Origin of the sequence: Kitasatospora sp. NPDC057692, from assembly GCF_042799475.1 — a bacterium.
Taxonomy (GTDB): domain Bacteria; phylum Actinomycetota; class Actinomycetes; order Streptomycetales; family Streptomycetaceae; genus Kitasatospora.
In genome coordinates this window covers 200,011-222,984 of the sequence record NZ_JBHVIV010000002.1, presented here as the reverse complement: position 1 = coordinate 222,984, position 22,974 = coordinate 200,011, and the positions used below count along the sequence as shown (strand labels likewise).

Sequence of the window (22,974 nt, the reverse complement as noted above, 5' to 3'; positions counted from 1 at the left end):
TTCCTCGACTCGTGGTTCAGTTGCTCGGGGCGTCGGCGGTGGTGAACTCGAAGGTGGGGGTGCGCCGGGCGCCCACCCGCTCCAGCGTCTCGGCCAGCAGGTGGACCTGGTCGAGCGAGCTGCTGGCGGGGTAGAGGATGAGGTCGTCGACGCCGGCCTCGCTGAGGGCGACCAGCTCCTGGTGGAGCCGCTCGTCGCTGTCGAGGGAGTCGCCGCGGACCCCCGGGTAGTACGGCGACTCCTTGGAGCCGTAGTAGTGGGCCACGTACTCGTCCGTGAGCTCGACGGCCTCGGGGCCGCAGCAGAAGTAGCGGCCGGTGAGGACCTGCGGGCGGTCCGCGCGGTCGGCCCTGTCCCAGGCCTCGTTGACCCCCTTCACGCCGTTGAGCAGGAGGTCCGTGTTGAACGTCGGGGCGACCCAGCCGTCACCGAAGCGCGCGGCCCGGTCGTACCCGGCCTGGATGAGGCCGCCGATGAGCAGCTTGGGGCGTCCCTTGCCGGGCAGGGGGGTGGGACCGGAGACACTGGCGACCTCGCCGTCCCACACCCGGCGCATCTCCAGGAGGGCGTCGTCGAAGAGCCGGCCGTGGCCCTTGGTCGGGGCGCCGCTGACGGCGAAGTCGTCCGGCCAGCCGCCGATGCCGAGGCCCGCGGTGAGCCGGCCGCCGGAGATCAGGTCGATCGAGGCGAGCTGCTTGGCGAACAGGATCGGGTTGTTGCGCCAGCCGACGTTCAGGACGCTGGTGAGCAGCTGGACGCGCTCGGTCGCGGCGGCCGCGATGCCGAGGCAGACCAGCGGGTCGAGGACGTCGTAGACCAGCCGGTCGATCGAGCCCAGGGAGTGGAAGCCCACCTGCTCGCTCTCCTCGGCCCACCGCTTGATCTCACGCGGAGGACGCCCGGGGATGGCGTTGGGCAGACCAATTCCGATTTTCACAATGACTCCATCCGGCCTGGGGCATGACAAGACCAACGCGGCCGAGTGCGGGATTCCGCGCAGGTGTCGGACGCGCAGGAGGACGATAGGCGGAGAGATCCATCCCGGTCTTGAACGGATCGGACACCCGTCCCGGAGCCGCCGAGGGCCTGATCTCCTCCTCGGGAAAAGCCTTGGCCAGACCGGTCCGGCTGCTTTAGATTGCCCGCATCACGTGACGGGCTGTCCTGAGGCTCTGTCACGCACGGGGGGATCTCGGGAAGCCGGCCGTTCCGACGGTCGGAGGCCTTCATCAGCGCTGCTCGAATCCTGTTGATTCCCGCTGTTCGCGTGGGCGAAAAGCCGCACCTCCAAACAGGACTCCGAGCCCGCACCCCGCCTCCACCGAGAGGATCCTCGATGCTTCACAGGACGCGCCTGTTACTCCTTCCGCTGATCGCCGCGCTGTGCGCCGCGCTGCTGTCCGCGCCCGCAAGCGCCGCGACGGACAGCGGTTCGCGGCACTACCGGCTGGTGTGGGACGACTTCCGCAGAGGCTTCCGCGACTCCGGGCCCGACGCCCGCTGGACGTACGCGGGCTACGGCGCCTTCACGCCGAACGACGCGGTGGCGAGCACCTCGCCGCGCGGCCTCCGGCTGGTGTCGAAGGGGGTCAACCCCCGTACAGGAGAACCGGCGTTCTCGCAGACCGTCCCCCAGGACTATCCGCTGGGCGGAGCGCTCGACCACGCCAAGTGGGTCACGCTGACGTCCCACCAGGCCTCCACGGGCTTCGCCGGGTTCGACGCGGTTCCGGGGTACGAGCTCAGCTGCGAGACCTGGCTGACGGCCCACACGTACGGGACCGCGGGGCACCCCTTCGGCCCGACCGTCCCCGCCGACGACCTGCGGCTCGCCGCGGCCGCCGTCAACGCCGTCGACCCCGAGACGGGGCTGATATTCGACTTCTTCGTCACCGACGACAAGGTGTACGCCTTCTACGAGCGCAGCCCGTACTACCGCGACACCCTGGGCGACTACGCCTCGTTCGCGTTCGCGATCCCGGTGGCGGACCGGAACCCGGCGACCAAGAACCACCTCCGGATCGGCTACGACCGCGCCGCGGGGGTCGTCCGCTGGTACGTCGACGGCCGGAAGGTCTACGAGGTGAGCCGGCTCGGCCACCACGTGTCGCGGGCCAACATGGTCCTGGACCACGGCGGGACGCAGCAGGACGTCCGGCCGCGCCAGCTGAACTGCGGGATGGGGATGTTCTCCGTGCTGGACGGCGCCGCCCCCGGCAACCCGGGCTCCGGTCTCGTGCGCCTCACCAACGCGCAGCCGTTCTACTTCGACCCGACGACCGGGTCGCCCGCGGCGCAGCACTTCCAGGACGACGCGAGCCTGGCGGGCAGCCGGCTCTTCGGACAGGGCGCGGAACTCGCGATGGATCGTTACGTCATATCCAGCCGGCGGGTCGACGACAACGACTGACCGGCGTGCTCCCGGGGCCGCCGAGCCACGCTCGGCGGCCTTCCGGCCGTCCGACGGCCCCTCGCACGGCGCAGGTCGCGGGTGTGCTCCCGCCTCCTGCCCACGCTCCTCGGGCGCTCACCCGCTGGCGACCCGGCCCCGCCCCGCCGGCGCCCCTCCCCCTGCGGCGGTCCGCCCGGAGGCGGCCCCGGCCGCGGTCAGCGCTGGTCCCACGGCGGGCGCGGCGGACGGGTCGGCAGCGGGTACTCGGGCGGCGGGGCGGTCGGGCGGTCGCTGTCCGGCGGGGGCGGGGCGGGGCGGTGGTGCGGGCCGCCGCCGCGGGCGGTGATGCGGCCGCGGACGTTCTCGGCGGCGAGCACGTCGGCCCAGCGCTCGGGGTACTCGGAGGGCACGTCGACGTCCTCGCCCTCGTCCTCCCAGTACTCCTCCTCGCCGCCCTCGGCGAGGCCCAGCTCGCGCGCCCGGCGGGCCCGCTCGACGGCGCGCCGGGCGGCCACCTCGCGGACCACGGCGGCGGCCGCCTCCTCGTGGGCGCGCTCGTTCTCGGCGCGGGCGTCGGCGGTCTCCAGGGTGGGCCAGCGGCGGTCTATGGCCGCGTTCATGGCGGCGCCGATGAGCACCGCGAGCGCCACCACGAAGATCCACAGCAGCACGGCCACCGGCGCGGCCAGCGAGCCGTACACCGAGTGCCCCTCGATCGAGCTCACCAGGTACAGCCGCAGCGCCACGCTGCAGAAGACCAGCACCACCAGGGCGACCAGGGCGCCGGGGATGTCCTCGCGCCAGGGCGTGGAGACCGGCACCGCCAGGTGGTAGAGGGTGGTCAGCGAGACGATCAGCAGCAGGATCGCGAACGGCCAGTAGGTGGCGTTGAGCAGTCCGGCGCTCTCCGGCACGGCGTTGGTCACCAGCTCCGGCCCGGCCATCAGCAGCGGCAGCACCAGCGAGCCGATCACCAGCGCGCCGAGGTAGAGGCCGAGCGACATCAGCCGGGTCTTGACGATGCCCCGCCTGCCGTCCAGCCCGTACATCACGGTGATGGTGTCGATGAAGATGTAGAGCGCCCGGGATCCGGACCACAGCGACAGCAGGAAGCCGATCGAGACGAGGTCGGGCCGGGTCTGGTCGAACACCTGCTTCAGCAGCGGCTGCACCACCTGCGTGATGGAGGAGTCCGAGAGGACCGTGCCGGCCGCCTTGACGATGTCGGCCTTCAGCTTGTCGATGGTGCCGGCGCCGAGGAAGTCGTCCAGGTAGCCGAGCGTGCCGGCCAGGCAGAGCAGCAGGGGCGGGATGGAGAGCAGGGTGAAGAACGCCGCCTCCGCGGCGAGTCCGGTGACCCGGTACTCGACGCAGGTGTTGGTGGTGTCCTTGACCAGGGCCCAGGCGGTGGTCCGCCAGGTGACCTGCTTGGCCGCCCTTCGGCGCCGGGCGCCCTTGCCCCGACGCCGGGAGGGCCGCTCGGGGTTCGGCCTGGTCGTTTCGCCTGCTGCTTGCACAGGGGTAACGGTATCGGGCCGGGACCGGTCGGCGGATCTCCCGGGGTCCCGGTGCCGTGCGGGCGGCCCGGGCGGCCGCCCGGGGGCCGTGCGGCGGCGGCGCGCGGGGCCCGGTCGGCGGGAGCGGCGGGAACGCTCCCACATCTCACGATCCGAAACCCCGGCATCCAGAATGCGGACGTTAGTGGACCGCGAGTCGTGCGCCGTGCGAATCTCTTGCCATGCCGAGCGCCGGAACCACCCTAGTAGGTCGACTGCACGTCGATCTCCTTCGCGTGTCCAGCGCCATCTGTCCGGTGACCTGAGCCCCCTTCCCGCCGCCTCCCACCGCACCCGGCGCCACCTCCCCGCCATCCCCGCCGAAGCGGATGCGCAGGCGCCCGCCCGGCCGTCGCGACTGCTCTCCCGTCCCGAGAAAAACGCAGGTCGCAGCAGTACCGCACCGCCGAGCACGCCCAGCGACCAACCCGGCGTCAGAGCCACCTGCCCCGAAGGACTTCACCATGGCCACCACCCCCGAGACCGCCGAGCCCCCGGCCGACCGCGCCCCCGCGCGCCGCCCCGCCGCCGCTCGCAAGGTGACCCGTCACCGCGGCGAGGGCCAGTGGGGCATGGGGCACTTCACCCCCTTGAACGCCAACGAGCAGTTCAAGAAGGACGACGACGGTCTCAATGTGCGGACACGTATTGAGACGATCTACGCGCACCGCGGCTTCGACTCGATCGACCCGGCCGACCTTCGCGGCCGGATGCGCTGGTGGGGTCTGTACACCCAGCGCAAGGAGGGCATCGACGGCGGCAAGACCGCGATCCTGGATCCGCACGAGCTCGACGCCGAGTACTTCATGCTCCGCGTCCGGATCGACGGCGGCCGGCTGACGGTCGCCCAGCTGCGCGCCGTCGCCGAGGTCTCCGAGCAGTACGGCCGCAACACCGCCGACCTGACCGACCGCCAGAACGTCCAGTACCACTGGATCCGGATCGAGGACGTCCCGGCGATCTGGCAGAAGCTGGAGGCCGTCGGCCTGTCCACCACCGAGGCCTGCGGCGACACCCCCCGCGTCATCCTCGGCTCCCCGGTGGCCGGCATCGCCGAGGACGAGATCATCGACGGCACCCCCGCCATCGAGGAGATCCAGCGGCGCTTCATCGGCAACAAGGACTTCTCCAACCTGCCGCGCAAGTTCAAGTCCGCCGTCTCCGGCTCCCCGCTGCTGGACGTCGCCCACGAGATCAACGACGTCGCCTTCGTCGGCGTGGTCCACCCCGAGCACGGCCCCGGCTTCGACCTCTGGGTCGGCGGCGGCCTGTCCACCAACCCGAAGCTCGGCGTCCGGCTCGGCGCCTGGGTCCCGCTGGACGAGGTCGCCGACGTCTACGGCGGCGTCATCGGCATCTTCCGCGACTACGGCTACCGCCGGCTGCGCAACCGCGCCCGGCTGAAGTTCCTGGTCGCCGACTGGGGCACCGAGAAGTTCCGCCAGGTGCTGGAGGACGAGTACCTCAAGTACAAGCTGATCGACGGCCCCGCCCCGGAGCAGCCCGCCGGCCGCTGGCGCGACCACGTCGGCGTGCACCGGCAGAAGGACGGCAACTACTACGTCGGCTTCGCGCCGCGGGTCGGCCGGGTCGACGGCAGGCTGCTCGGGCAGATCGCCGACCTCGCCGAGGCGCACGGCAGCGACCGGCTGCGCACCACCGCCGAGCAGAAGATGATCGTCCTCGACGTCCCCGAGGAGCGGGTCGAGTCCCTGGTGGCCGGCCTGGAGGCGCTGGACCTGCGGGTCACCCCCTCGCCGTTCCGCCGCGGCACCATGGCCTGCACCGGCATCGAGTACTGCAAGCTCGCCATCGTCGAGACCAAGGAGCGCGGCCGCACGCTCATCGACGAGATGGAGAAGCGGCTGCCCGACTTCGACGAGCCGCTGACCATCAACATCAACGGCTGCCCCAACGCCTGCGCCCGCATCCAGGTCGCGGACATCGGTCTCAAGGGCCAGCTGGTGACGGACGAGCAGGGCAACCAGGTCGAGGGCTACCAGGTGCACCTGGGCGGCGCGCTCGGCCTGGAGGCCGGCTTCGGCCGCAAGGTCCGCGGCCTCAAGGTCACCAGCGAGGGCCTGCCGGACTACGTCGAGCGGGTGCTGACCCGGTACCGGGAGGACCGCGCCGAGGGCGAGCGCTTCGCCCAGTGGACCGCCCGGGCGAGCGAGGAGCAGCTCTCGTGAGCGAGCGGAGCGAGCGAACCGTCAAGAGGTGCGCGTCTCGCGAAGCGACCGCCGAGCGCAGCGAGGTGGGCGCATGAGCGAGCGGAGCGAGCGAACCGTCAAGAGGTGCGCGTCTCGCGAAGCGACCGCCGAGCGCAGCGAGGTGGCCGCATGAGCGAGCGTGCGGCCCCCTTCTTCTGCCCGTACTGCGGGGACGAGGACCTGCGGCCGTCGGAGGCCGGCCACGGCGCCTGGGAATGCCACGGCTGCCGCCGGGCCTTCCAGTTGAAGTTCCTCGGCCTGCTGTCACCGACCAACGGGGGTAACCAGAGTGACCGGCACGACGACTGACCACGAGGAGCTGGCCGCCCGGGCCGGCCGGGAGCTGGAGGAGGCCACCGCGCAGGAGATCCTGCGCTGGGCCGCCGACACCTTCGGCAGGCGCTTCTGCGTCACCTCCTCCATGGAGGACGCGGTCGTCGCCCACCTGGCCTCCTCGGTGTTCCCCGGCGTGGACGTGGTCTTCCTGGACACCGGCTACCACTTCCCGGAGACCATCGGCACCCGGGACGCGGTGGCCGCGACCATGCCGGTCAACGTCATCACGCTCACCCCGGCGCTGACCGTGGCCGAGCAGGACGCGCAGTACGGGCCGCAGTTGCACGACCGCGACCCGGACCTGTGCTGCTCGCTGCGGAAGGTCGAACCGCTCAACCGCGGCCTCGGCGGCTACGACGCCTGGGCCACCGGGCTGCGCCGCGACGAGTCCCCGACCCGCGCGAACACCCCGGTGGTCGCCTGGGACGCCCGGCGCCGCAAGGTCAAGATCGCCCCGATCGCCCGCTGGACGCAGGAGGACGTGGACGCCTACGTCAACGCCCACGGCGTGCTGCTCAACCCGCTGCTGTGGGAGGGCTACACCTCGGTCGGCTGCTCCCCGCTCTCCTGCACCCGCAAGCCGGGCGAGGGCGAGGACGCCCGGTCCGGCCGCTGGTCCGGCTCCGGCAAGACCGAGTGCGGCATCCACCTCTAGCCCCGAACACCCGTCAACTACCGTTCTAAGGACTGCAACGTGACCACAGCCGACACCCTGGCCGCCGCCGGAGCCGCAGAGGCGGCCCCCGCGGCCGGCCCCTGCGAGCGCGGCGCCACCGTGTGGCTGACCGGGCTGCCGAGCGCGGGCAAGACCACGCTCGCCTTCGCCCTGGCCGAGCGGCTGCGCGCCGAGGGCCACAAGGTCGAGGTCCTGGACGGCGACGAGATCCGCGAGTTCCTCTCCAAGGGCCTCGGCTTCGGTCGCGAGGACCGGCACACCAACGTCACCCGGATCGGCTTCGTCGCCGAGAAGCTCGCCGCCAACGGCGTCAAGGTGCTGGCCCCGGTGATCGCGCCCTACGCCGACTCCCGCGCCGCCGTGCGCGAGCGGCACGCCGAGCGCGGCACGGAGTTCCTGGAGATCCACGTCGCCACCCCGGTGGAGCTGTGCGCCGAGCGCGACGTCAAGGGGCTGTACGCGAAGCAGGCGGCCGGCGAGCTCTCCGGCCTCACCGGCGTCGACGACCCCTACGAGGCGCCCGAGCACCCGGAGCTGCGGCTCCAGACCCAGGGGCGCGCGGTCGCCGAGTCCGCCGCCGAGCTGCACGCCTTCCTGACCGAGAGGGGCCTGGCATGACCACCGCGACCCAGAGCCTGGTCCAGGCCGACGACAACCCCTTCGCGCTGTCCCACCTGGACGCGCTGGAGGCCGAGTCGGTGCACATCTTCCGCGAGGTCGCGGGGGAGTTCGAACGCCCGGTGATCCTGTTCTCCGGCGGCAAGGACTCCATCGTCATGCTGCACCTGGCGCTCAAGGCCTTCCGGCCGGCCGCCATCCCGTTCTCGCTGCTGCACGTCGACACCGGCCACAACTTCCCCGAGGTCATCGACTACCGGGACCGCGCGGCGGAGCGGCACAACCTGCGCCTGCACGTCGCCTCGGTCCAGGACTTCATCGACCGCGGCGTGCTGCGCGAGCGCCCGGACGGCACCCGCAACCCGCTGCAGACCGTCCCGCTGCTCGACGCCATCGAGAAGGGCCGCTTCGACGCCGTCTTCGGCGGCGGCCGCCGCGACGAGGAGAAGGCCCGCGCCAAGGAGCGCGTCTTCTCGCTGCGCGACGAGTTCGGCGCCTGGGACCCGCGCCGCCAGCGCCCCGAGCTGTGGTCGCTCTACAACGGCCGGCACGCCGTCGGCGAGCACGTGCGCGTCTTCCCGCTCTCCAACTGGACCGAGCTGGACGTCTGGCAGTACATCGAGCGCGAGAACATCGAGCTCCCGGAGATCTACTACGCCCACGAGCGCGACGTCTTCGCCCGCAACGGCATGTGGCTGACCGCCGGCGAGTGGGGCGGCCCCAAGGAGAACGAGCCCGTCGAGCGGCGGCTGATCCGCTACCGCACCGTCGGTGACATGTCCTGCACCGGTGCCGTCGACTCCGACGCCACCACCATCCAGGCCGTCATCGCCGAGATCGCCGCCAGCCGCCTCACCGAGCGCGGCGCCACCCGCGCCGACGACAAGCTCTCCGAGGCCGCGATGGAAGACCGCAAGCGCGAGGGATACTTCTAATGAGCACCACCCAGGACACCAACGCCACCTCGCTGCTGCGCTTCGCCACCGCCGGCTCCGTCGACGACGGCAAGTCCACCCTGGTCGGCCGCCTGCTGCACGACTCCAAGTCGGTGCTGGCGGACCAGCTGGAGGCCGTCGAGCACGCCTCCCGCAACCGCGGCCAGGAGGCGCCCGACCTCGCGCTGCTCACCGACGGCCTGCGCGCCGAGCGCGAGCAGGGCATCACCATCGACGTCGCCTACCGCTACTTCGCCACCCCCCGGCGGCGGTTCATCCTCGCCGACACTCCCGGGCACGTGCAGTACACCCGGAACATGGTCACCGGCGCGTCCACCGCCGAGCTGGCCGTCGTGCTGGTCGACGCCCGCAACGGCGTGGTCGAGCAGACCCGCCGGCACGCCGCCGTCGCCGCCCTGCTGCGGGTGCCGCACGTGGTGCTGGCCGTCAACAAGATGGACCTGGTCGACTACGCCGAGCCGGTCTTCGCGGCCATCGCCGCCGAGTTCACCGCCTACGCGGCCTCGCTCGGCGTCAAGGACGTCGTCGCCGTCCCGATCTCCGCGCTCGCCGGGGACAACGTCGTCGAGCCGTCCGCGCACATGGACTGGTACGGCGGCCCGACCCTGCTGGAGCACCTGGAGACGGTGCCGGTCGGCAGCGACCCGAGCGCCGAGCCGGCCCGCTTCCCGGTCCAGTACGTGATCCGCCCGCAGACCGAGGAGCACCCGGACTACCGCGGCTACGCGGGCCAGCTGGCCTCCGGCGTACTGCGGGTCGGCGACGCCGTCACCGTGCTGCCGTCGGGCCACACCACCACCGTCACCGCCATCGACGCGCTCGGCCGGAGCACCGACATCGCCTGGGCCCCCCAGTCGGTCACCGTGCGGCTCGCCGACGACATCGACATCTCCCGCGGCGACCTCATCGCGGCCGGCCCGGCGCCCGTCCCCACCAAGGACATCGAGGCGACGGTCAGCCACCTCAACGAGCGGCCGCTGCGGGCGGGCGACAAGGTGCTGCTCAAGCACACCACCCGCACGGTCCGGGCGCTGGTCAAGGAGATCGGCTACCGGATCGACATCGACACGCTGGAGCAGCGCTCCGGCGCCGAGGGCCTGAACGTCAACGACATCGGCCACGTGGTGCTGCGCACCGCCGAGCCGCTGGCGCTCGACGAGTACCGCGACAACCGCCGGACCGGATCGTTCCTGCTGATCGACCCGGCCGACGGCACCACCCTCACCGCCGGCATGGCGGGCGAGGCCTTCGAGACCGTACGCACCACCGACGCCAACGAACCCGACGAGGAGGACTGGGTCTGATGCCCAGCGAGGCGTTCTCGGGCATGGACAAGGAAGGCGGCCGCATCGGCAGCGGCGTCCTCGGCAGTGGCCAGGGCGGCCTGACGCGATGTGTGGGCCGACAGGGCTGAGAACGTCCTGTCACCGGGCCGGCGCCGCTGTCCCTCCCCACAGCAGGCGCAACGGTGTCCCCGGCCCGGCTTGCCCGGCACCCCGCGGTGCCGCAAGCACAACCTTGACCGAACGTCCGCCCGAGACCGCTTTCCTGACGGTCCGTCCGCGAACAGGACTCACCATGGCACCGAACCAGGCACTTCCGCATACCCCCGCACACCCCGGCGCCGGCCGGATCAGACGCTCCGCCGCGGCCGCCGTGGCCGGCCTCACCGCCGTCGCGCTGCTCTCCGCCTGCGGCTACGGCTCCAAGGACGACGACAAGAAGTCCAACACCGCCGCCCCCGCCGGTGATTCCGCCTCCGGCGCCAAGCTCTCCGCCGACACGGTGAAGATCGGCTACTTCGCCAACCTGACCCACGGCACCCCGCTGGTCGGCCTCCAGGAAGGCATAATCCAGAAGGAGCTGGGCTCCACCCAGGTCAAGACCCAGATCTTCAACGCGGGCCCGGCCGAGATCGAGGCGCTCAACGCCGGCTCCATCGACATCGGCTGGATCGGCCCCTCCCCGGCGATCAACGGCTACACCAAGTCCGAGGGCAAGTCGCTGAAGATCGTCGGCGGTTCGGCCTCCGGCGGCGTCAAGCTGGTCGCCAACCCGGACAAGGTCACCTCGCTGGACGACCTCAAGGGCAAGAAGATCGCCACCCCGCAGCTGGGCAACACCCAGGACGTGGCGCTGCTCAACTACCTGGCGGGCAAGGGCTTCAAGGTCGACGCCCAGTCCGGCGCCGGCGACGTCAGCGTGGTGCGCTCGGACAACAAGGTCACCCCGGACGCCTACAAGCAGGGCTCCATCGACGCCGCCTGGGTGCCCGAGCCGACCGCCTCCAAGCTGGTCAGCCTCGGCGCGAAGGTCCTCCTCAACGAGAAGGACATCTGGCCGGACAAGAAGTTCGTGATCACCAACATCATCGTCTCGCAGAAGTTCCTCGCCGAACACCCCGACGTGGTCGAGGCCGTGCTGCGCGGCTCGGTGAACACCAACGCCTACATCAAGGCCAACCCGGACAAGGCCAAGGCCACCGCCAACGAGGCCATCAAGAAGGAGGCCGGCAACGCGCTGGAGGCGGCCATCCTCGACCCGGCCTGGGCCGACATCGACTTCCTGGACGACCCGCTGGCCTCCACCCTGCAGACCGAGGCCGACAACGCCGTCACCGCCGGCCTGCTCAAGAAGCCGAACCTGAACGGCATCTACGACCTCACCCTGCTCAACAAGGTGCTGAAGGAGAAGGGGCAGAGCCCCGTCGCGGACGCCGGACTCGGCGCCAAGTAGCGCCCGGAGAACGGCACCACCGCACTCGGATCCCCGCGGTCCGGCCCCCGCCCCGCCCGTACCGATATCCGCTCGATGCCCCGAGCGCGGGCCGGGCGGGGGCCCGGACCCCGGCCCTCTCCCTGACACCGCACGCCAGACCACACCACGCAGGAGGTGCCCGGAATGACTCCGGCACTGACCACCTCGGACGACGCCCCCGGCGTCGGCACTCGCGACGGCGCCCCCGCCGTCCGGATCTCGCACGTCCACAAGTCCTTCGGCCGCCCCGGCGCGCAGACGCACGTCCTGGACGACATCACGCTCGATGTCGCCCCGGGCGAGTTCGTCACGCTCCTCGGCGCCTCGGGCTGCGGCAAGTCCACCCTGCTCAACCTGGTCGCCGGCCTCGACAAGCCCAGCGCGGGCAGCATCGAGGTGCCCGGAGGACGCCCCGCGCTGATGTTCCAGGAACACGCGCTCTTCCCCTGGCTCACGGCCGGCAAGAACATCGAACTCGCCCTCAAGCTCGCCGGCGTGCCCCGCCCCGAGCGCCGCCCCGAGGCCGAGCGGCTGCTCGAACTCGTCCGGCTGGAGGGCTCCTACGGCAAGCGGGTGCACGAGCTGTCCGGCGGCATGCGCCAGCGCGTCGCGATGGCCCGCGCCCTCGCCCAGGGCAGCCAGGTGCTGCTCATGGACGAGCCGTTCGCGGCCCTGGACGCCATCACCCGCGACGTCCTGCACGACGAGATCACCCGGATCTGGGCGGAGAAGCAGCTCTCCGTCCTGTTCGTCACCCACAACGTGCGGGAGGCCGTCCGGCTCGCCCAGCGCGTGGTGCTGCTCTCCTCCCGCCCCGGCCGGGTCAACCGCGAGTGGCGCATCGACCTCCCGCAGCCGCGCCGGATCGAGTCCTCCGGCGTGGCCGACCTGTCCATCGAGATCACCGAAGAACTGCGTGGGGAGATCCGCCGCCATGGCCAGCACTGACACCACCACCAAGACGGAGACGGCCCACGGCGGCGTCGTCGCCGACTTCGCGAGCGTCGGGTCGGGCCTGGACGCGCTGGACGCGGTCGTCACCCAGCGCAACTCCACCGCCGAGACGCTCCGGCAGAAGGTCCTGCCGCCGCTGCTCGGTGTGCTCCTGGTGCTCGCCCTCTGGCAGGGCGCGTACAGCCTGCACGTCACCACCGAGTACAAGCTCCCCAGCCCGCTGGACGTCTGGCGGGCCGCCGAGGACCTCTGGTACCAGGGCACGCTGTTCTCGATCGTCTGGACCAGCGTCTGGCGCGGTCTGTCCGGCTTCCTGGTCGCGCTGGTGATCGGCACCCCGATCGGCCTGATCGTCGCCCGGGTCAAGCCGGTGCGCGCCGCGCTCGGCCCGGTCCTCTCCGGCCTCCAGTCGCTGCCCTCGGTCGCCTGGGTGCCCGCCGCCGTCATCTGGCTCGGCATCAACGACTCGATGATGTACGCGGTCATCCTGCTCGGCGCCGTGCCGTCCATCGCCAACGGCCTGGTCGCGGGCATCGACCAGGTCCCGCCGCTGTTCCTGCGGGCCGGGCGCACCATCGGTGCCACCGGCCTCACCGGCGCCCGGCACATCCTGCTGCCCGCCGCCCTGCCCGGCTACCTGGCCGGGCTCAAGCAGGGCTGGGCGTTCTCCTGGCGCTCGCTGATGGCCGCCGAGCTCGTCGCCTCCTCCCCCGACCTGGGCCTGGGCCTGGGCCGGTTCCTGGAGAACCAGCGCGAGTTCTCGGACATGGCGGGCGTCCTGCTCGGCATCATCCTCATCCTGTTCGTCGGCATCGCCATCGAACTGCTCGTCTTCACCCCGGTCGAGCGCCGGGTGCTGCGCAACCGCGGCCTGCTGGCCTCGGGCAAGTGAGGCCCTCCGCATGACCGACCGACGGCTGTCCGCCGCCCCCGCCACCCCGGTGGCGGCGGGCAGCCCCGCCCTGCTGCTGATCGCCCACGGCAGCCGCGACCCCCGGCACGCCGCGGCCGTCGCCGCGCTGGTCGCCCAGGTGCGGGCGCTGCGGCCCGGTCTGGACGTCGCCACCGCCTACCTCGACCACTGCGCGCCGCGCATCCCGCAGGTGCTGGACCGGCTCGGTCCGGCCGCGGTGGCCGTGCCGCTCCTGCTCAACCGGGCCTTCCACGCCAAGCACGACATCCCCGCCGCCCTGCGCGCGGCCGGCGCCGACCTGCCGGTGGCGGACGTCCTCGGCCCGTCGCCGCTGCTGCTCGCCGCGCTCGACCGCCGCCTCGCCGAGGCCGCGCCGGAGCTCGCCTCCCCCGCCGCGCGGGCCCGTACCGGCGTCGTGCTCGCCGCCGCCGGCTCCTCCGACCCGGCCGCCGACGCCGCCACCCGGGCGGTCGCCGCCGAATGGCGCCGCACCCGCGGCTGGGCCGCCGTCGAGGTCGCCTACGCCTCCGCGAACGGCCCGCGCGTCCCCGACGCCGTCGCCGCCCTGCGCCGCGCCCCCGCCGTCGACCGGGTCGCCGTCTCCCCCTACCTCCTCGCCCCCGGCCTGCTCCCCGACCGCATCGCCGAGGCCGCCACCGAGGCCGCCGCCGACCATCTCGCCGCCACCCTCGCCCCCACCCCCGACCTCGCCCGCCTCCTCCTCACCCGCTACGACGAGGCCCGCACCACGGCGGAAGCCGCCCCGGCCCTCACCGCCTGAGGCCTCCGGCCGTCAGGCATGGTCCAGGATGCTGTGCTCGGTGAGATCGGGCGTGTGACGGGCCACCGTGCGGTAGTCGGCGTCGTCGTGGAGCACCGTGAGTCCGTGGTGCGCGGCCGTCGCCGCGATCAGCAGGTCGACCGCCGAGGCGCTGCGGTGCTGCCCGGCGAGCGCCATCCGGCGCTGCACCGTGTCGATCCAGCGCCCCGCGCTCTTGGGTACCGAGACGTCCGGACAGAGCTCGGCGAACATCTCGGCGATCTCGTCGTACTCCGGGCCGTCACGCGCGCTGTAGAGGAATTCGGCGCGCTGCGGATAGCACGACGCGATCGACTCGGCGTCGATCGCGTCGTACCAGGCGGTCTGCAACTTCGGGTCGCACAGCAGCAGCACCAGGGCCGAGCCATTGCCTTCCGTCAACATTGCGGGCGGGCCCGGCGCGACGCGGTCAGGGGGTGGTGGTGCCCAAGTGGACGGTGATCAGGCCGGCGGTGATCAGGGCGAGGCCGGTGAGGGCGGTCGGGGACGGGACCTCGTGGCGGACGGCGAGGGAGGTCAGGACGGTGCCGATGGTGCCGATGCCGGTGAAGACGGCGTAGGAGGTGCCGACCGGGAGGTCCTGGAGGGCGCGGGAGAGCAGGTAGACGGCGCCCAGCATGAGGACGAAGCACAGGGCGGTCTGCGGGAGCCTGGTGAACCCCTCGGTCGGCTTGATGGACTGCGCCCAGGCGACCTCCACCACGCCCGCGAGCAGCAGCCAGATCCACGGCACGGCGCTCAGCCCTCCCTCGGGATGCGGTGGCCGACCAGCTCGGCGCCCAGCTTCCCGGCCCGGTGCAGCGCGTCGGCGACGGACTCCCGGTGCTGCCCGAGCCGCCCGGCCAGCGCGGGGTCGACCAGCGAGTTGACGAGTTCGGCGGCGATCACCTCGGTGTCCTCCACCGCGTAGTGGCCGCGGACGAAGTCGCGCAGGTAGCGGCCGTGGTGGTCGTAGGGCTCGCGCGGGGTGCCGGGCCCGTAGGCGCCGCCGTGGGCGGCCGCCACCACGAACCTGCGCGGGGCGAGCACCATCTTCGGGAAGGTCACCTGGTCGATCCAGGCCTTGAGCGCGGCGGGGACGCCGAAGTTGTACATCGGCGCGCCGATCAGCACCACGTCCGCCGCGACCAGCTCGTCGAGCAGCGGCCCGACGACCGCCCAGGCCTCCCGCTCCTGCGCGGTGCGGACCGCCTCGGGGTAGCGGGCGATGTCGGTGATGCCCTCGCGCAGCAGGGTGTCGCAGATCAGGGTCCAGCCCTCGCGGATCGGCGGGACGGGCTCGGCGGCGAGGTCGCGGTGGGTGACCTCACCGCCCCCGGCGCGCCAGGCCTCGGCGAAGGCCCCGCCGAGGCGGCGGGAGAAGGAGTCGGTGCGCGCGCTGCTGTCGAGGTGCAGGAGGTGGGACACGGTGAACCCCCGGAAACGGTCTGGGCAGGACGGTGCCGCCCGAGACAAGCGGACACAGCGTCCATTTTCCTCGGGCAGCACCTACGCTAGAGGGAAGTGGACAGCCTGTCCACTTCCCTCCGGTGCCCGCCTCCCTCTACCGTTGACTCCCATGACGACGGAACTCCCGCTGGCCGACGGCCCGCCGCCCCGCGAACGGGCCGACGCCGCCCGCAACCGGGCCAAGGTGCTCGCCGCCGCCGAACGGCTCTTCGCCGAGGGCGATCCGACCGCCGTCACCATGGACGACATCGCCCGGGCCGCCGGCATCGGCCGCGGCACCCTCTACCGCCGCTACCCGGACCGCGCCTCGATCGCCCGCGCCCTGCTCGACGAGCACGAGCGCGCCCTCCAGGAGCGGTTGCTGCGCGGCGCCCCGCCGCTCGGCCCGGGCGAGGCCGGAGCGGCACCGGCCCCGGCCGAACGGCTGGCCGCCTTCTACGCGGCGATGGTCGGGCTGCTGGAGGCCCACCTCCCCCTGGTGCTCGGCGCGGAGACCGGCGCCGCCCGCTACCGGACCGGCGCCTACGCGTTCTGGCGGCTGCACCTCACCCACCTGGCGCGCGAGGCCGGCCGGCCGGACCCTGAGGTCCTGGCCGACCAGCTGCTCGCCCCGCTCGCCCCCGAGCTCTTCCGCCACCAGCGCGACGGCGGCCTCACCCCCGACCGGATCGCGGCGGGCCTCGCCGTCCTGGCGCACGGCGCCCTCGGCTGACCCGGGGCCGGGCCCCGGGCGCCGTCAGGCCGGCACGTGCCAGACCTGGTTGGCGGCGCCGTTGCAGTCCCAGATGAGGATCTGGCCGCCGTTGGTGGTGGAGTAGGCGTAGTCGTCCAGGCAGCGGGCCGACATCGGGTTGTAGAGCGAGCCGTCGGGCCGGGGCTGCCACTGCTGGGCCCCGCTGCCGTTGCAGTCGTAGAGCTGCACCGGGGTGCCGAGGGAGCCGTTGCCGCCCTTGACGTCCAGGCACTTGCCGAGTGCGCGGACGGTGCCGTCGACGGCGATCTTCCAGGTCTGGGCGGTGTTGCCGAGGCAGTCCCAGATCTGGACGGGGGTGCCGTTGGCGGTGCCGCCGTCCTTCACCCCGACGCACTTGTTCCCGTAGCCGACGATCGGGCCGACCGGACCGGCCGGGGGCGCGGGGCCGAAGGTGATGTCGATCCACCACGGGAACGACATGGGAGGGCAGCTCGCCGTGGCGGTGGTGTTGCCGGTGACCCAGCCGCTGCTCCAGGCCTGCGAGTAGACCGGGAGCCCGGAACTCGGGTAGCTCACGCAGGTGCCCGCGAGGACCCAGGTCTGCATGGGGTCGATGCCCGAGCAGGTCGCCCGGGAGCCGAAGCCCTCGGGGGTGACGGTGCACTTGTCGGCCGGGCCGGCGGCCTGCCCGGCCGACGGGGCCGGCGGGACCGGCGCGGCCGGCTCGGCGGCGGAGGGCACTCCCCCGGCCGCACCGGCGGCGGACGGGGCGGTGAGCGCGGCGGCCGCCGCGAGCAGGGCGGCGGCGAACAGGGTGGCGGTACGGCGCACGGCGGGGCTCCTGGGGGACGAGGGCGATCCGGACGACTGCGGTGCCGGGCCGGTCACGCCGGCACGTGCCAGACCTGGTTCGCGGCCCCGTTGCAGTCCCAGATGCCCAGCTGGTTGCCGTTGGCGGTGGAGAAGCCGAGGTCGTCCAGGCAGCGGCCGGAGGCCGGGTTGAGGATCGAGCCGTCGGCCCGGACCTGCCACTGCTGGGCGCCGGTGCCGTTGCAGGTGTACAGCTGGATCTTGGTGCCGTTGGCGGTGCCGGCGCCGGTGACGTCCATGCACTTGTTGAAGGCGCGGACGGTGCCGTCCACCGCGATCTTCCACTGCTGGGCGTTGGTGCCGTTGCAGTCGTAGATCTGGACGGGGGTGCCGTCGGAGGTGGCGGCGCCCTTCACGTCGACGCACTTGCTCGCGTAGCCGGTGATCGGGCCGACCGGCCCCGCGGGCTGGGGCGGCAGCTTGGCGCCGTAGACGACGCGCGGGAAGGCCACGGTGTCGTTGATCCCGCAGGAGGCGACCGACGTGCCGTCGCCGATCACCGTGAAGCCGTAGACCGGCCGGGAGAACTGCACCGTGTGGTCGGTGTTCCAGTACTGGCAGGTGGCGACCACGTACCAGCTCTGCAGCGGGTCGATGCCGGAACAGTTGCCGTAGGCGTTCCAGCCGCCGGCGTAGGCGTAACAGCCCCCGGCGGCCTGGGCGCCGGTGGCCGGGGCGGCGAGCGAGGCGGCCGCGCCGAGCAGGGCGGCGCTGGAGAGGAGGGCGGCGGTACGACGCATCGGGAAGGTCCTTCCGAAGACGGTGAACCGGACAACCCGCGGACGGCGGAACCGTGATGACGGTGCACCACTTGTGCGGGCCGCGTGAAAGCGTCGGGGGGATGTACGGCCACGGTCAACAGCGCGGGGGGACGATCACGCCAACGGTCCGTCCACGGACGGGGCCCGGTACGGACGGGCACCCGGAAGCGGCGGCAGGCCGGGGCGCCGGACGATCCGTCCGGAAAGCAACCGGCCCGGCTCCCCCCGCGCGGGGGGAGCCGGGCCGTCGGACGCCGGAGGGCGCCGGGGTCGTGCCGGTCGCTCAGTCGGCCTGGCGGCGCTGGCGGCCGGTGCCGTAGTTGGAGCCGGACTTGGAGCCGCTGCCCGGCTTCGCCCGGCCCGCGGTGCGGCCGATGAAGCCGGCGGCCTGGCGCGGAGCGCCGCCGCCCTGGCCGCCGCCCGCACCGCCGACGCGCTGCTTGGGCCGGGGGCGGCGCGGGTTGCCGTTCATGTCGACGTCGGTCGGCAGCCCCGAGCGCTTGCCGGAGCGGCGGCGCGGCCCGGAGGAGCTCTTCGGCGCGGCCTTCCCGGCCTCCGCGTCGGCGGGCGCCGCCGGGGCGGGCACGGCCAGGGTGACCGGCACGCCGCTGGGGGTGCGGGCACCGGTGATCCGGGCGAGCTCGGCGTCGCCGGGGCGGATCCTGGTGGTGGTCGGGTGGATCCCGGCCACGGTCATCAGCCGGCCGACCTCGCGCCGCTGGTCGGGCAGCACGAGGGTGACCACGGTGCCGGACTCGCCGGCCCGGGCGGTGCGGCCGCCGCGGTGCAGGTAGTCCTTGTGGTCGATCGGCGGATCGACGTTGACGACCAGGTCGAGGCCGTCGATGTGGATGCCGCGGGCGGCGACGTTGGTGGCGATCAGCGCGGTGACGAGGCCGTCCCGGAACTGGTCGAGCACCCGGTTGCGCTGCGGCTGGGACTTTCCGCCGTGCAGGGCGGCGGCCTTCACGCCGTTGGCGAGCAGCTGCTTGGCGAGCCGGTCGGCGCCGTGCTTGGTGTGCACGAACATGATCACGCGCCCCTCGCGGGAGGCGATGTGGGCGGCGGTGGACGCCTTGTCGGCCGCCTCCAGCTGGAGCACGTGGTGGTCCATGGTGGTGACCGCGCCGGCCGAGGGGTCGACGGAGTGGGTCACCGGGTCGGTCAGGAAGCGCTTGACCAGCCGGTCGACGTTGCGGTCCAGGGTGGCGGAGAACAGCATCCGCTGCCCGCCCTCGGCGACCTGCTCCAGCAGCTTGGTGACCTGCGGCAGGAAGCCCATGTCGGCCATCTGGTCGGCCTCGTCGAGCACGGTGATCGCGACGTCGGAGAGCCGGACGTCGCCGCGGCCGATCAGGTCGTCCAGCCGGCCGGGGGTGGCGACCAGGACCTCGGCGCCGCGCCGCACCGCGTTGGCCTGCCGGGTGATCGACATGCCGCCGACGACGGTGGCGATCCGCAGGTTGACGGCGGTGGCGTACGGGGTGAGCGCCTCGGTGACCTGCTGGGCCAGCTCGCGGGTGGGCGTCAGCACGAGCGCCAGCGGGTGGCGGGCGTCGGCGCGCTTGCCGGCGGTGCGGGCCAGCACCGGCAGGCCGAAGGCGAGGGTCTTGCCGGAGCCGGTGCGGCCGCGGCCGAGCACGTCGCGGCCGGCGATCGAGTCCGGCAGGGTGGCGGCCTGGATCGGGAACGGCTCGGTGACGCCCTCGCGGGTCAGCGCGGACAGGATCGCCTTGGGCAGCTCCAGCTCGGCGAAGCTCTCCGCCGGCGGGCGGGAGGGGGTGCCCTGGACGACGGTGAAGTCGGCGGGCTCGGCCGCGCGCGGCGTGTTGCGGCGCGGCGGGCGGGAGGACGCGCCGGTGCGCGGGGCGGAACCGGAGCGCGCGGCGCCGCCGGTGCGCGGGGCGCCGGTGCGGCTGCGGGGCTTGCGGGTGCGACCGCCGTCGCGGGGAGGCTGGGCAGGGGTGGTCACGGGGTTTCTCCGTCCGTAGCGCGGCAGCCCCCGTCGGGGGCTGGTCGGCCGTAGGAAAGGAGTGCGCCGCCCCGGCCGTTCGGCGGCATGGGCGAGGGCCCGCACCGGGCGGTGCGGGCCCTCGCTACGCGAGATCGCGAGTCAGCTCGGAAGCCGGACTCAGATGACGCGGATGTTCTCGGCCTGCGGGCCCTTCTGGCCCTGGGTGACGTCGAACTCGACCTTCTGGCCCTCGACGAGCTCACGGAAGCCCTGAGCAACGATGTTCGAGTAGTGCGCGAACACGTCGGGGCCGCCGGTCTCCTGCTCGATGAAGCCGAAGCCCTTCTCGCTGTTGAACCACTTCACGGTGCCGGTAGCCATAACCGTCTCCTCTAACTGGGGCATCGGAGCCCACACCTCGTGGACCCCAAGTAGCCGCGATCCCCATCCGGAGACTGAAACACCGGACAAAACAAATGCGCCTGTTGGTTGGGACCAGCAGGCGCACACAAGCGTTCATGGGAACCAAAACTGCAACTGACTCGACTGTAGCACGGCCGCACCCCGATTGACCGGGGATTTTCTGCCCGACAGATCACGTTTGCGGGCTCCGGGAAACGGGCAAACGGCGCCCGCCGAAGCGGGCGCCGTCCCCGGCGGCACCGTGGTGCCGCCCTGCTGTCACCGGGGTGGTCGGACGGTCTCAGTGCCGTCCGGCCGACTCCGGCAGGCCGTGCGCGCCGTACGGGCTCGCCGGCGCGGCGGCCGGGCCGCCGGGGCCCCCGTGACCGCCCACGGCGTCGCCGCCGTGACCGGGCCACCAGGCCGCCTTGCCGACCAGCGCGGTGAGCGCCGGGGTGAAGAACATCGCCATCACGAAGGCCGCCAGGAAGATCCCGAAGGCCATGCCGAAGCCGAACTCCAGCATGAAGATGTTGCCCGCGAGCATGAAGGTCGCGAACGACACCGCCAGGATGAAGCCGGCCGCCGCGACGGTCGGGCCGCCGTGGCGCACCGCCTCGCGGGCCGCCTCGCGCGGGTTGCGGCCCGCGCGGGCCTCCTCGCGCAGACGGGCGATGATCAGGATGTTGTAGTCGGTGCCGATCGCCACCACGAAGAGGTAGATCAGGATCGGCAGCATGAACATCATGCCGTGCTCGCCCTTGATGTTCTGGAACAGCAGGGTCGAGGAGCCGAGGGTGGCGGTGAAGCCGAGGCCGACCGAGGCCATCAGGTACCAGGGGGCGACCACGCTGCGCAGCTGGAGGGCCAGGATCAGCAGGATCAGCAGACCCGCGATCGGGAACACCAGCTTGTAGTCGTGGCTCATCGCCAGGTTGATGTCCTTGTAGATCGCGGTGATGCCGCCGACCTTGGCCTCGGTGCCGGACGGCGCCTGGCCGTGGGCGACCTTGCGCAGCTCGGTGACGGTGTCGATCGCCTCGTTGCCGGACGGCTCGCTCTTGAGCAGGACGGTGAAGTCCGCGGTCGCGCCGTCCTTGCTGACCTCGGGCTTCGCCTCGGCCTCGGCGACGCCGGGGACGGCGCCGAGCTTGGCGGCGTAGCCCGCGAAGGCGGACTGGTCGAGCTTGCCGCCGCCGTTGGCGGTCAGGTAGACGTGCGTCGGGTCGGCGGCGCCGGCCGAGAAGGCGCTGACCATCTTGTCCTGGACGACCATCGACTCCTTGGTCTTGGGCATCGAGCTGCCCGCGAGGTCGAAGGTGCCGTTGTAGCCGAGGGCGCCGGCGGTCAGCGCCAGCAGCACGCCGCCGGAGGCGACGGCCACCAGGGCCGGGCGCTTCTCGACGACCCGGCCGAGCGCGGCGAACCGGGCGTCGCTCGGCTCCCGCATCCACTTCTTGCCGGGCCAGAACACCCCGCGGGCCGGGATGACCGCGAGCACGGCCGGGGCCAGGGTGAGCGAGGCGAAGGCGGTGACGACGACCGCGATGGCCAGCGCCGGGCCGAGCGCCTTGAACATGCCGAGGCTGGAGAGGACCAGCACCGCGAAGGCGACGGTGACCGCGCCGGCCGCGGAGGCGATGGCCTCGCCGACCCGGCCGACCGCGTTGACCACGGCCTCCTGCCGGGTGTCGCCCGCCCGCAGCCGCTCGCGGTAGCGGAAGGCGAGGAACAGGAAGTAGTCGGTGCCGACGCCGAGCACCACGACGATCAGGATCGCCGAGAGCACCGGGGTGGACTTCAGGTCGAAGGCCTTGGTGGCATGGGCGATCAGGCCGTTCGCGGCCGGCATCGCGATCACCAGCGAGAGCAGCACCGGCAGCACGCCGGCCAGCACGCTGCGGAAGATCAGGCCGACGATGATCGCGACCAGGACGACACTGCTGATGCCGATGACGGCGTCGGCCGCGCCGGAGGACTCCTGCTGGTCCAGCTGCTGGGCGGCCTGGCCCCCGAGCTGGAACTTCAGGTCGGTGCCCTGGGCGAGCGACTTGCCCTCCTCACGGACCTTCTTGGCGACCTCGCCGAACTTCTCCGAGTTCTGGGTCGCCTTGTCGATCGCGATCGGCGCCAGCGCGTACTTGCCGTCCTTGGACGTCGACTGGTCGCTGACCGGGACGATCTGCTCGACGTGCTCGATCTGCTTGTCGGTGAGGCCCTTGACGATCTTCGCCGCGGCGGCCTTGTCGTCGGCCGTCATCGGGGCGCCGTCGTTGCGCTCGAACAGGGCGAGCGCGGAGGGCGTGAAGCTCGCCGGGAACGCCTGTTCCTGCAACTGCGCGGCCTGGATGGACTCGTAGTGCTTCGGGAGGAACGCGGCCTCGTCGGTGGCGGCGGTGATCTTCGGCGCCGACGCCGCGATGGCGATCATCGCTACGACCCACGCGGCGATCACCCACCAGGCGCGACGGACGACGAATTGTCCAAGTCGGTGGAACATGCTCGTAATGCCTCCTGGGCATGGTTCACCGCAGCCCTTGGGGGACGGGACGCCGGGCGACGGATCGAGGATCGGCTCCGGCCGGTGCGGGGGCACGGGCCTAGCCGGTCGGCAGGTAAGTACGAAGAGGAGGTCATCCTACGGTCGCTTGCCGGA

Annotated in this window: 23 protein-coding genes; 13 read left to right on the top strand and 10 right to left on the bottom strand. The window is 72.6% G+C overall.

What is annotated here, in order from left to right; translation table 11 throughout:
* Nucleotides 1–16: 16 nt before the first annotated feature.
* Nucleotides 17–937 (bottom strand): LLM class flavin-dependent oxidoreductase, encoded by a 921-nt coding sequence (locus ACFVFS_RS02140; protein WP_380619091.1) that lies wholly within the window; start codon nt 935–937, stop codon nt 17–19.
* Nucleotides 938–1,336: 399 nt separating this feature from the next.
* Between ACFVFS_RS02140 and ACFVFS_RS02135 the strand changes: the two genes are divergently transcribed.
* Nucleotides 1,337–2,410, top strand: coding sequence for a DUF6081 family protein (locus ACFVFS_RS02135; RefSeq protein ID WP_380619089.1), 1,074 nt, complete (start codon nt 1,337–1,339; stop codon nt 2,408–2,410).
* A gap of 197 nt (nt 2,411–2,607) precedes the next feature.
* On the opposite strand, the gene ACFVFS_RS02130 is transcribed toward ACFVFS_RS02135, so the two are convergent.
* Complete coding sequence (locus ACFVFS_RS02130; RefSeq protein ID WP_380619087.1) at nt 2,608–3,909, bottom strand: YihY/virulence factor BrkB family protein; 1,302 nt, start codon at nt 3,907–3,909, stop codon at nt 2,608–2,610.
* Between the two features lie 221 nt (nt 3,910–4,130).
* On the opposite strand from ACFVFS_RS02130, the gene ACFVFS_RS02125 reads away from it, so the two are divergent.
* From ACFVFS_RS02125 to ACFVFS_RS02075, 11 genes are all read left to right on the top strand, one after another.
* Complete coding sequence (locus tag ACFVFS_RS02125) at nt 4,131–4,214, top strand: putative leader peptide (protein ID WP_310593185.1); 84 nt, start codon at nt 4,131–4,133, stop codon at nt 4,212–4,214.
* Between the two features lie 198 nt (nt 4,215–4,412).
* Nucleotides 4,413–6,137, top strand: a complete 1,725-nt coding sequence (locus ACFVFS_RS02120; RefSeq protein ID WP_380619085.1) for a nitrite/sulfite reductase — start codon at nt 4,413–4,415, stop codon at nt 6,135–6,137.
* Between the two features lie 150 nt (nt 6,138–6,287).
* On the top strand, nt 6,288–6,467 hold the full coding sequence (locus tag ACFVFS_RS02115; RefSeq protein WP_350543785.1) for a hypothetical protein: 180 nt from the start codon (nt 6,288–6,290) through the stop codon (nt 6,465–6,467).
* On the top strand, nt 6,448–7,149 hold the full coding sequence (locus ACFVFS_RS02110; protein WP_380619083.1) for a phosphoadenylyl-sulfate reductase: 702 nt from the start codon (nt 6,448–6,450) through the stop codon (nt 7,147–7,149). The genes ACFVFS_RS02115 and ACFVFS_RS02110 overlap by 20 nt, the downstream gene beginning before the upstream one ends.
* 57 nt (nt 7,150–7,206) lie before the next feature.
* On the top strand, nt 7,207–7,788 hold the full coding sequence (gene cysC / locus ACFVFS_RS02105) for an adenylyl-sulfate kinase (protein WP_380619140.1): 582 nt from the start codon (nt 7,207–7,209) through the stop codon (nt 7,786–7,788).
* Nucleotides 7,785–8,723, top strand: a complete 939-nt coding sequence (gene cysD, locus ACFVFS_RS02100; protein ID WP_380619081.1) for a sulfate adenylyltransferase subunit CysD — start codon at nt 7,785–7,787, stop codon at nt 8,721–8,723. The genes cysC and cysD overlap by 4 nt, the downstream gene beginning before the upstream one ends.
* Nucleotides 8,723–10,048 carry a sulfate adenylyltransferase subunit 1 gene (locus ACFVFS_RS02095; protein ID WP_380619079.1) on the top strand — a complete coding sequence of 442 codons (1,326 nt, stop codon included), beginning with the start codon at nt 8,723–8,725 and terminating at the stop codon, nt 10,046–10,048. The genes cysD and ACFVFS_RS02095 overlap by 1 nt, the downstream gene beginning before the upstream one ends.
* A 274-nt stretch (nt 10,049–10,322) precedes the next feature.
* Nucleotides 10,323–11,480, top strand: a complete 1,158-nt coding sequence (locus ACFVFS_RS02090; protein WP_380619077.1) for an aliphatic sulfonate ABC transporter substrate-binding protein — start codon at nt 10,323–10,325, stop codon at nt 11,478–11,480.
* 165 nt (nt 11,481–11,645) lie between these two features.
* Nucleotides 11,646–12,449, top strand: a complete 804-nt coding sequence (locus ACFVFS_RS02085) for an ABC transporter ATP-binding protein (RefSeq protein WP_380619075.1) — start codon at nt 11,646–11,648, stop codon at nt 12,447–12,449.
* The gene (locus ACFVFS_RS02080) at nt 12,436–13,347 is read left to right on the top strand and encodes an ABC transporter permease (RefSeq protein WP_380619073.1); all 912 of its coding nucleotides are present in this window, start codon (nt 12,436–12,438) and stop codon (nt 13,345–13,347) included. Before ACFVFS_RS02085 ends, ACFVFS_RS02080 begins: the two co-directional genes overlap by 14 nt.
* Nucleotides 13,348–13,357: 10 nt before the next feature.
* On the top strand, nt 13,358–14,149 hold the full coding sequence (locus tag ACFVFS_RS02075; protein ID WP_380619071.1) for a sirohydrochlorin chelatase: 792 nt from the start codon (nt 13,358–13,360) through the stop codon (nt 14,147–14,149).
* 12 nt (nt 14,150–14,161) lie between these two features.
* Here ACFVFS_RS02075 and ACFVFS_RS02070 read toward each other — a convergent pair whose 3' ends face one another.
* The 3 genes from ACFVFS_RS02070 to ACFVFS_RS02060 are packed head-to-tail and all read right to left on the bottom strand — an operon-like array spanning nt 14,162 to nt 15,595.
* Nucleotides 14,162–14,569, bottom strand: a complete 408-nt coding sequence (locus ACFVFS_RS02070) for a PIN domain-containing protein (protein WP_380619069.1) — start codon at nt 14,567–14,569, stop codon at nt 14,162–14,164.
* A gap of 28 nt (nt 14,570–14,597) precedes the next feature.
* The gene (locus ACFVFS_RS02065; protein ID WP_380619067.1) at nt 14,598–14,921 is read right to left on the bottom strand and encodes a DMT family transporter; all 324 of its coding nucleotides are present in this window, start codon (nt 14,919–14,921) and stop codon (nt 14,598–14,600) included.
* A gap of 5 nt (nt 14,922–14,926) precedes the next feature.
* Nucleotides 14,927–15,595, bottom strand: coding sequence for an FMN-dependent NADH-azoreductase (locus ACFVFS_RS02060; protein ID WP_380619065.1), 669 nt, complete (start codon nt 15,593–15,595; stop codon nt 14,927–14,929).
* Between the two features lie 151 nt (nt 15,596–15,746).
* Between ACFVFS_RS02060 and ACFVFS_RS02055 the strand changes: the two genes are divergently transcribed.
* Nucleotides 15,747–16,349, top strand: a complete 603-nt coding sequence (locus ACFVFS_RS02055; protein ID WP_380619063.1) for a TetR/AcrR family transcriptional regulator — start codon at nt 15,747–15,749, stop codon at nt 16,347–16,349.
* A gap of 24 nt (nt 16,350–16,373) precedes the next feature.
* Here the strand turns inward: ACFVFS_RS02055 and ACFVFS_RS02050 are convergent, their stop codons facing one another.
* The 5 genes from ACFVFS_RS02050 to ACFVFS_RS02030 form a co-directional block, all read right to left on the bottom strand.
* Complete coding sequence (locus tag ACFVFS_RS02050; RefSeq protein WP_380619061.1) at nt 16,374–17,162, bottom strand: ricin-type beta-trefoil lectin domain protein; 789 nt, start codon at nt 17,160–17,162, stop codon at nt 16,374–16,376.
* Nucleotides 17,163–17,215: 53 nt separating this feature from the next.
* Nucleotides 17,216–17,941: a ricin-type beta-trefoil lectin domain protein gene (locus ACFVFS_RS02045; protein ID WP_380619059.1), complete on the bottom strand. Its 726-nt coding sequence runs from the start codon at nt 17,939–17,941 to the stop codon at nt 17,216–17,218.
* Nucleotides 17,942–18,245: 304 nt separating this feature from the next.
* Nucleotides 18,246–19,934 carry a DEAD/DEAH box helicase gene (locus tag ACFVFS_RS02040; protein ID WP_380619057.1) on the bottom strand — a complete coding sequence of 563 codons (1,689 nt, stop codon included), beginning with the start codon at nt 19,932–19,934 and terminating at the stop codon, nt 18,246–18,248.
* 159 nt (nt 19,935–20,093) lie between these two features.
* On the bottom strand, nt 20,094–20,297 hold the full coding sequence (locus tag ACFVFS_RS02035; RefSeq protein WP_327676217.1) for a cold-shock protein: 204 nt from the start codon (nt 20,295–20,297) through the stop codon (nt 20,094–20,096).
* A 322-nt stretch (nt 20,298–20,619) separates the two neighbouring features.
* Nucleotides 20,620–22,818 carry an MMPL family transporter gene (locus ACFVFS_RS02030; protein ID WP_380619056.1) on the bottom strand — a complete coding sequence of 733 codons (2,199 nt, stop codon included), beginning with the start codon at nt 22,816–22,818 and terminating at the stop codon, nt 20,620–20,622.
* Between the last annotated feature and the right edge of the window lie 156 nt (nt 22,819–22,974).

Coding starts and splice junctions, on each gene's coding strand:
- ACFVFS_RS02135 (WP_380619089.1), top strand. CDS start 1,337: ATGCTTCACAGGACGCGCCTGTTACTCCTTCCGCTGATCGCCGCGCTG.
- ACFVFS_RS02125 (WP_310593185.1), top strand. CDS start 4,131: ATGCCGAGCGCCGGAACCACCCTAGTAGGTCGACTGCACGTCGATCTC.
- ACFVFS_RS02120 (WP_380619085.1), top strand. CDS start 4,413: ATGGCCACCACCCCCGAGACCGCCGAGCCCCCGGCCGACCGCGCCCCC.
- ACFVFS_RS02115 (WP_350543785.1), top strand. CDS start 6,288: ATGAGCGAGCGTGCGGCCCCCTTCTTCTGCCCGTACTGCGGGGACGAG.
- cysD (WP_380619081.1), top strand. CDS start 7,785: ATGACCACCGCGACCCAGAGCCTGGTCCAGGCCGACGACAACCCCTTC.
- ACFVFS_RS02095 (WP_380619079.1), top strand. CDS start 8,723: ATGAGCACCACCCAGGACACCAACGCCACCTCGCTGCTGCGCTTCGCC.
- ACFVFS_RS02090 (WP_380619077.1), top strand. CDS start 10,323: ATGGCACCGAACCAGGCACTTCCGCATACCCCCGCACACCCCGGCGCC.
- ACFVFS_RS02085 (WP_380619075.1), top strand. CDS start 11,646: ATGACTCCGGCACTGACCACCTCGGACGACGCCCCCGGCGTCGGCACT.
- ACFVFS_RS02080 (WP_380619073.1), top strand. CDS start 12,436: ATGGCCAGCACTGACACCACCACCAAGACGGAGACGGCCCACGGCGGC.
- ACFVFS_RS02075 (WP_380619071.1), top strand. CDS start 13,358: ATGACCGACCGACGGCTGTCCGCCGCCCCCGCCACCCCGGTGGCGGCG.
- ACFVFS_RS02055 (WP_380619063.1), top strand. CDS start 15,747: ATGACGACGGAACTCCCGCTGGCCGACGGCCCGCCGCCCCGCGAACGG.
- ACFVFS_RS02045 (WP_380619059.1), bottom strand. CDS start 17,941: ATGCGTCGTACCGCCGCCCTCCTCTCCAGCGCCGCCCTGCTCGGCGCG.
- ACFVFS_RS02035 (WP_327676217.1), bottom strand. CDS start 20,297: ATGGCTACCGGCACCGTGAAGTGGTTCAACAGCGAGAAGGGCTTCGGC.
- ACFVFS_RS02030 (WP_380619056.1), bottom strand. CDS start 22,818: ATGTTCCACCGACTTGGACAATTCGTCGTCCGTCGCGCCTGGTGGGTG.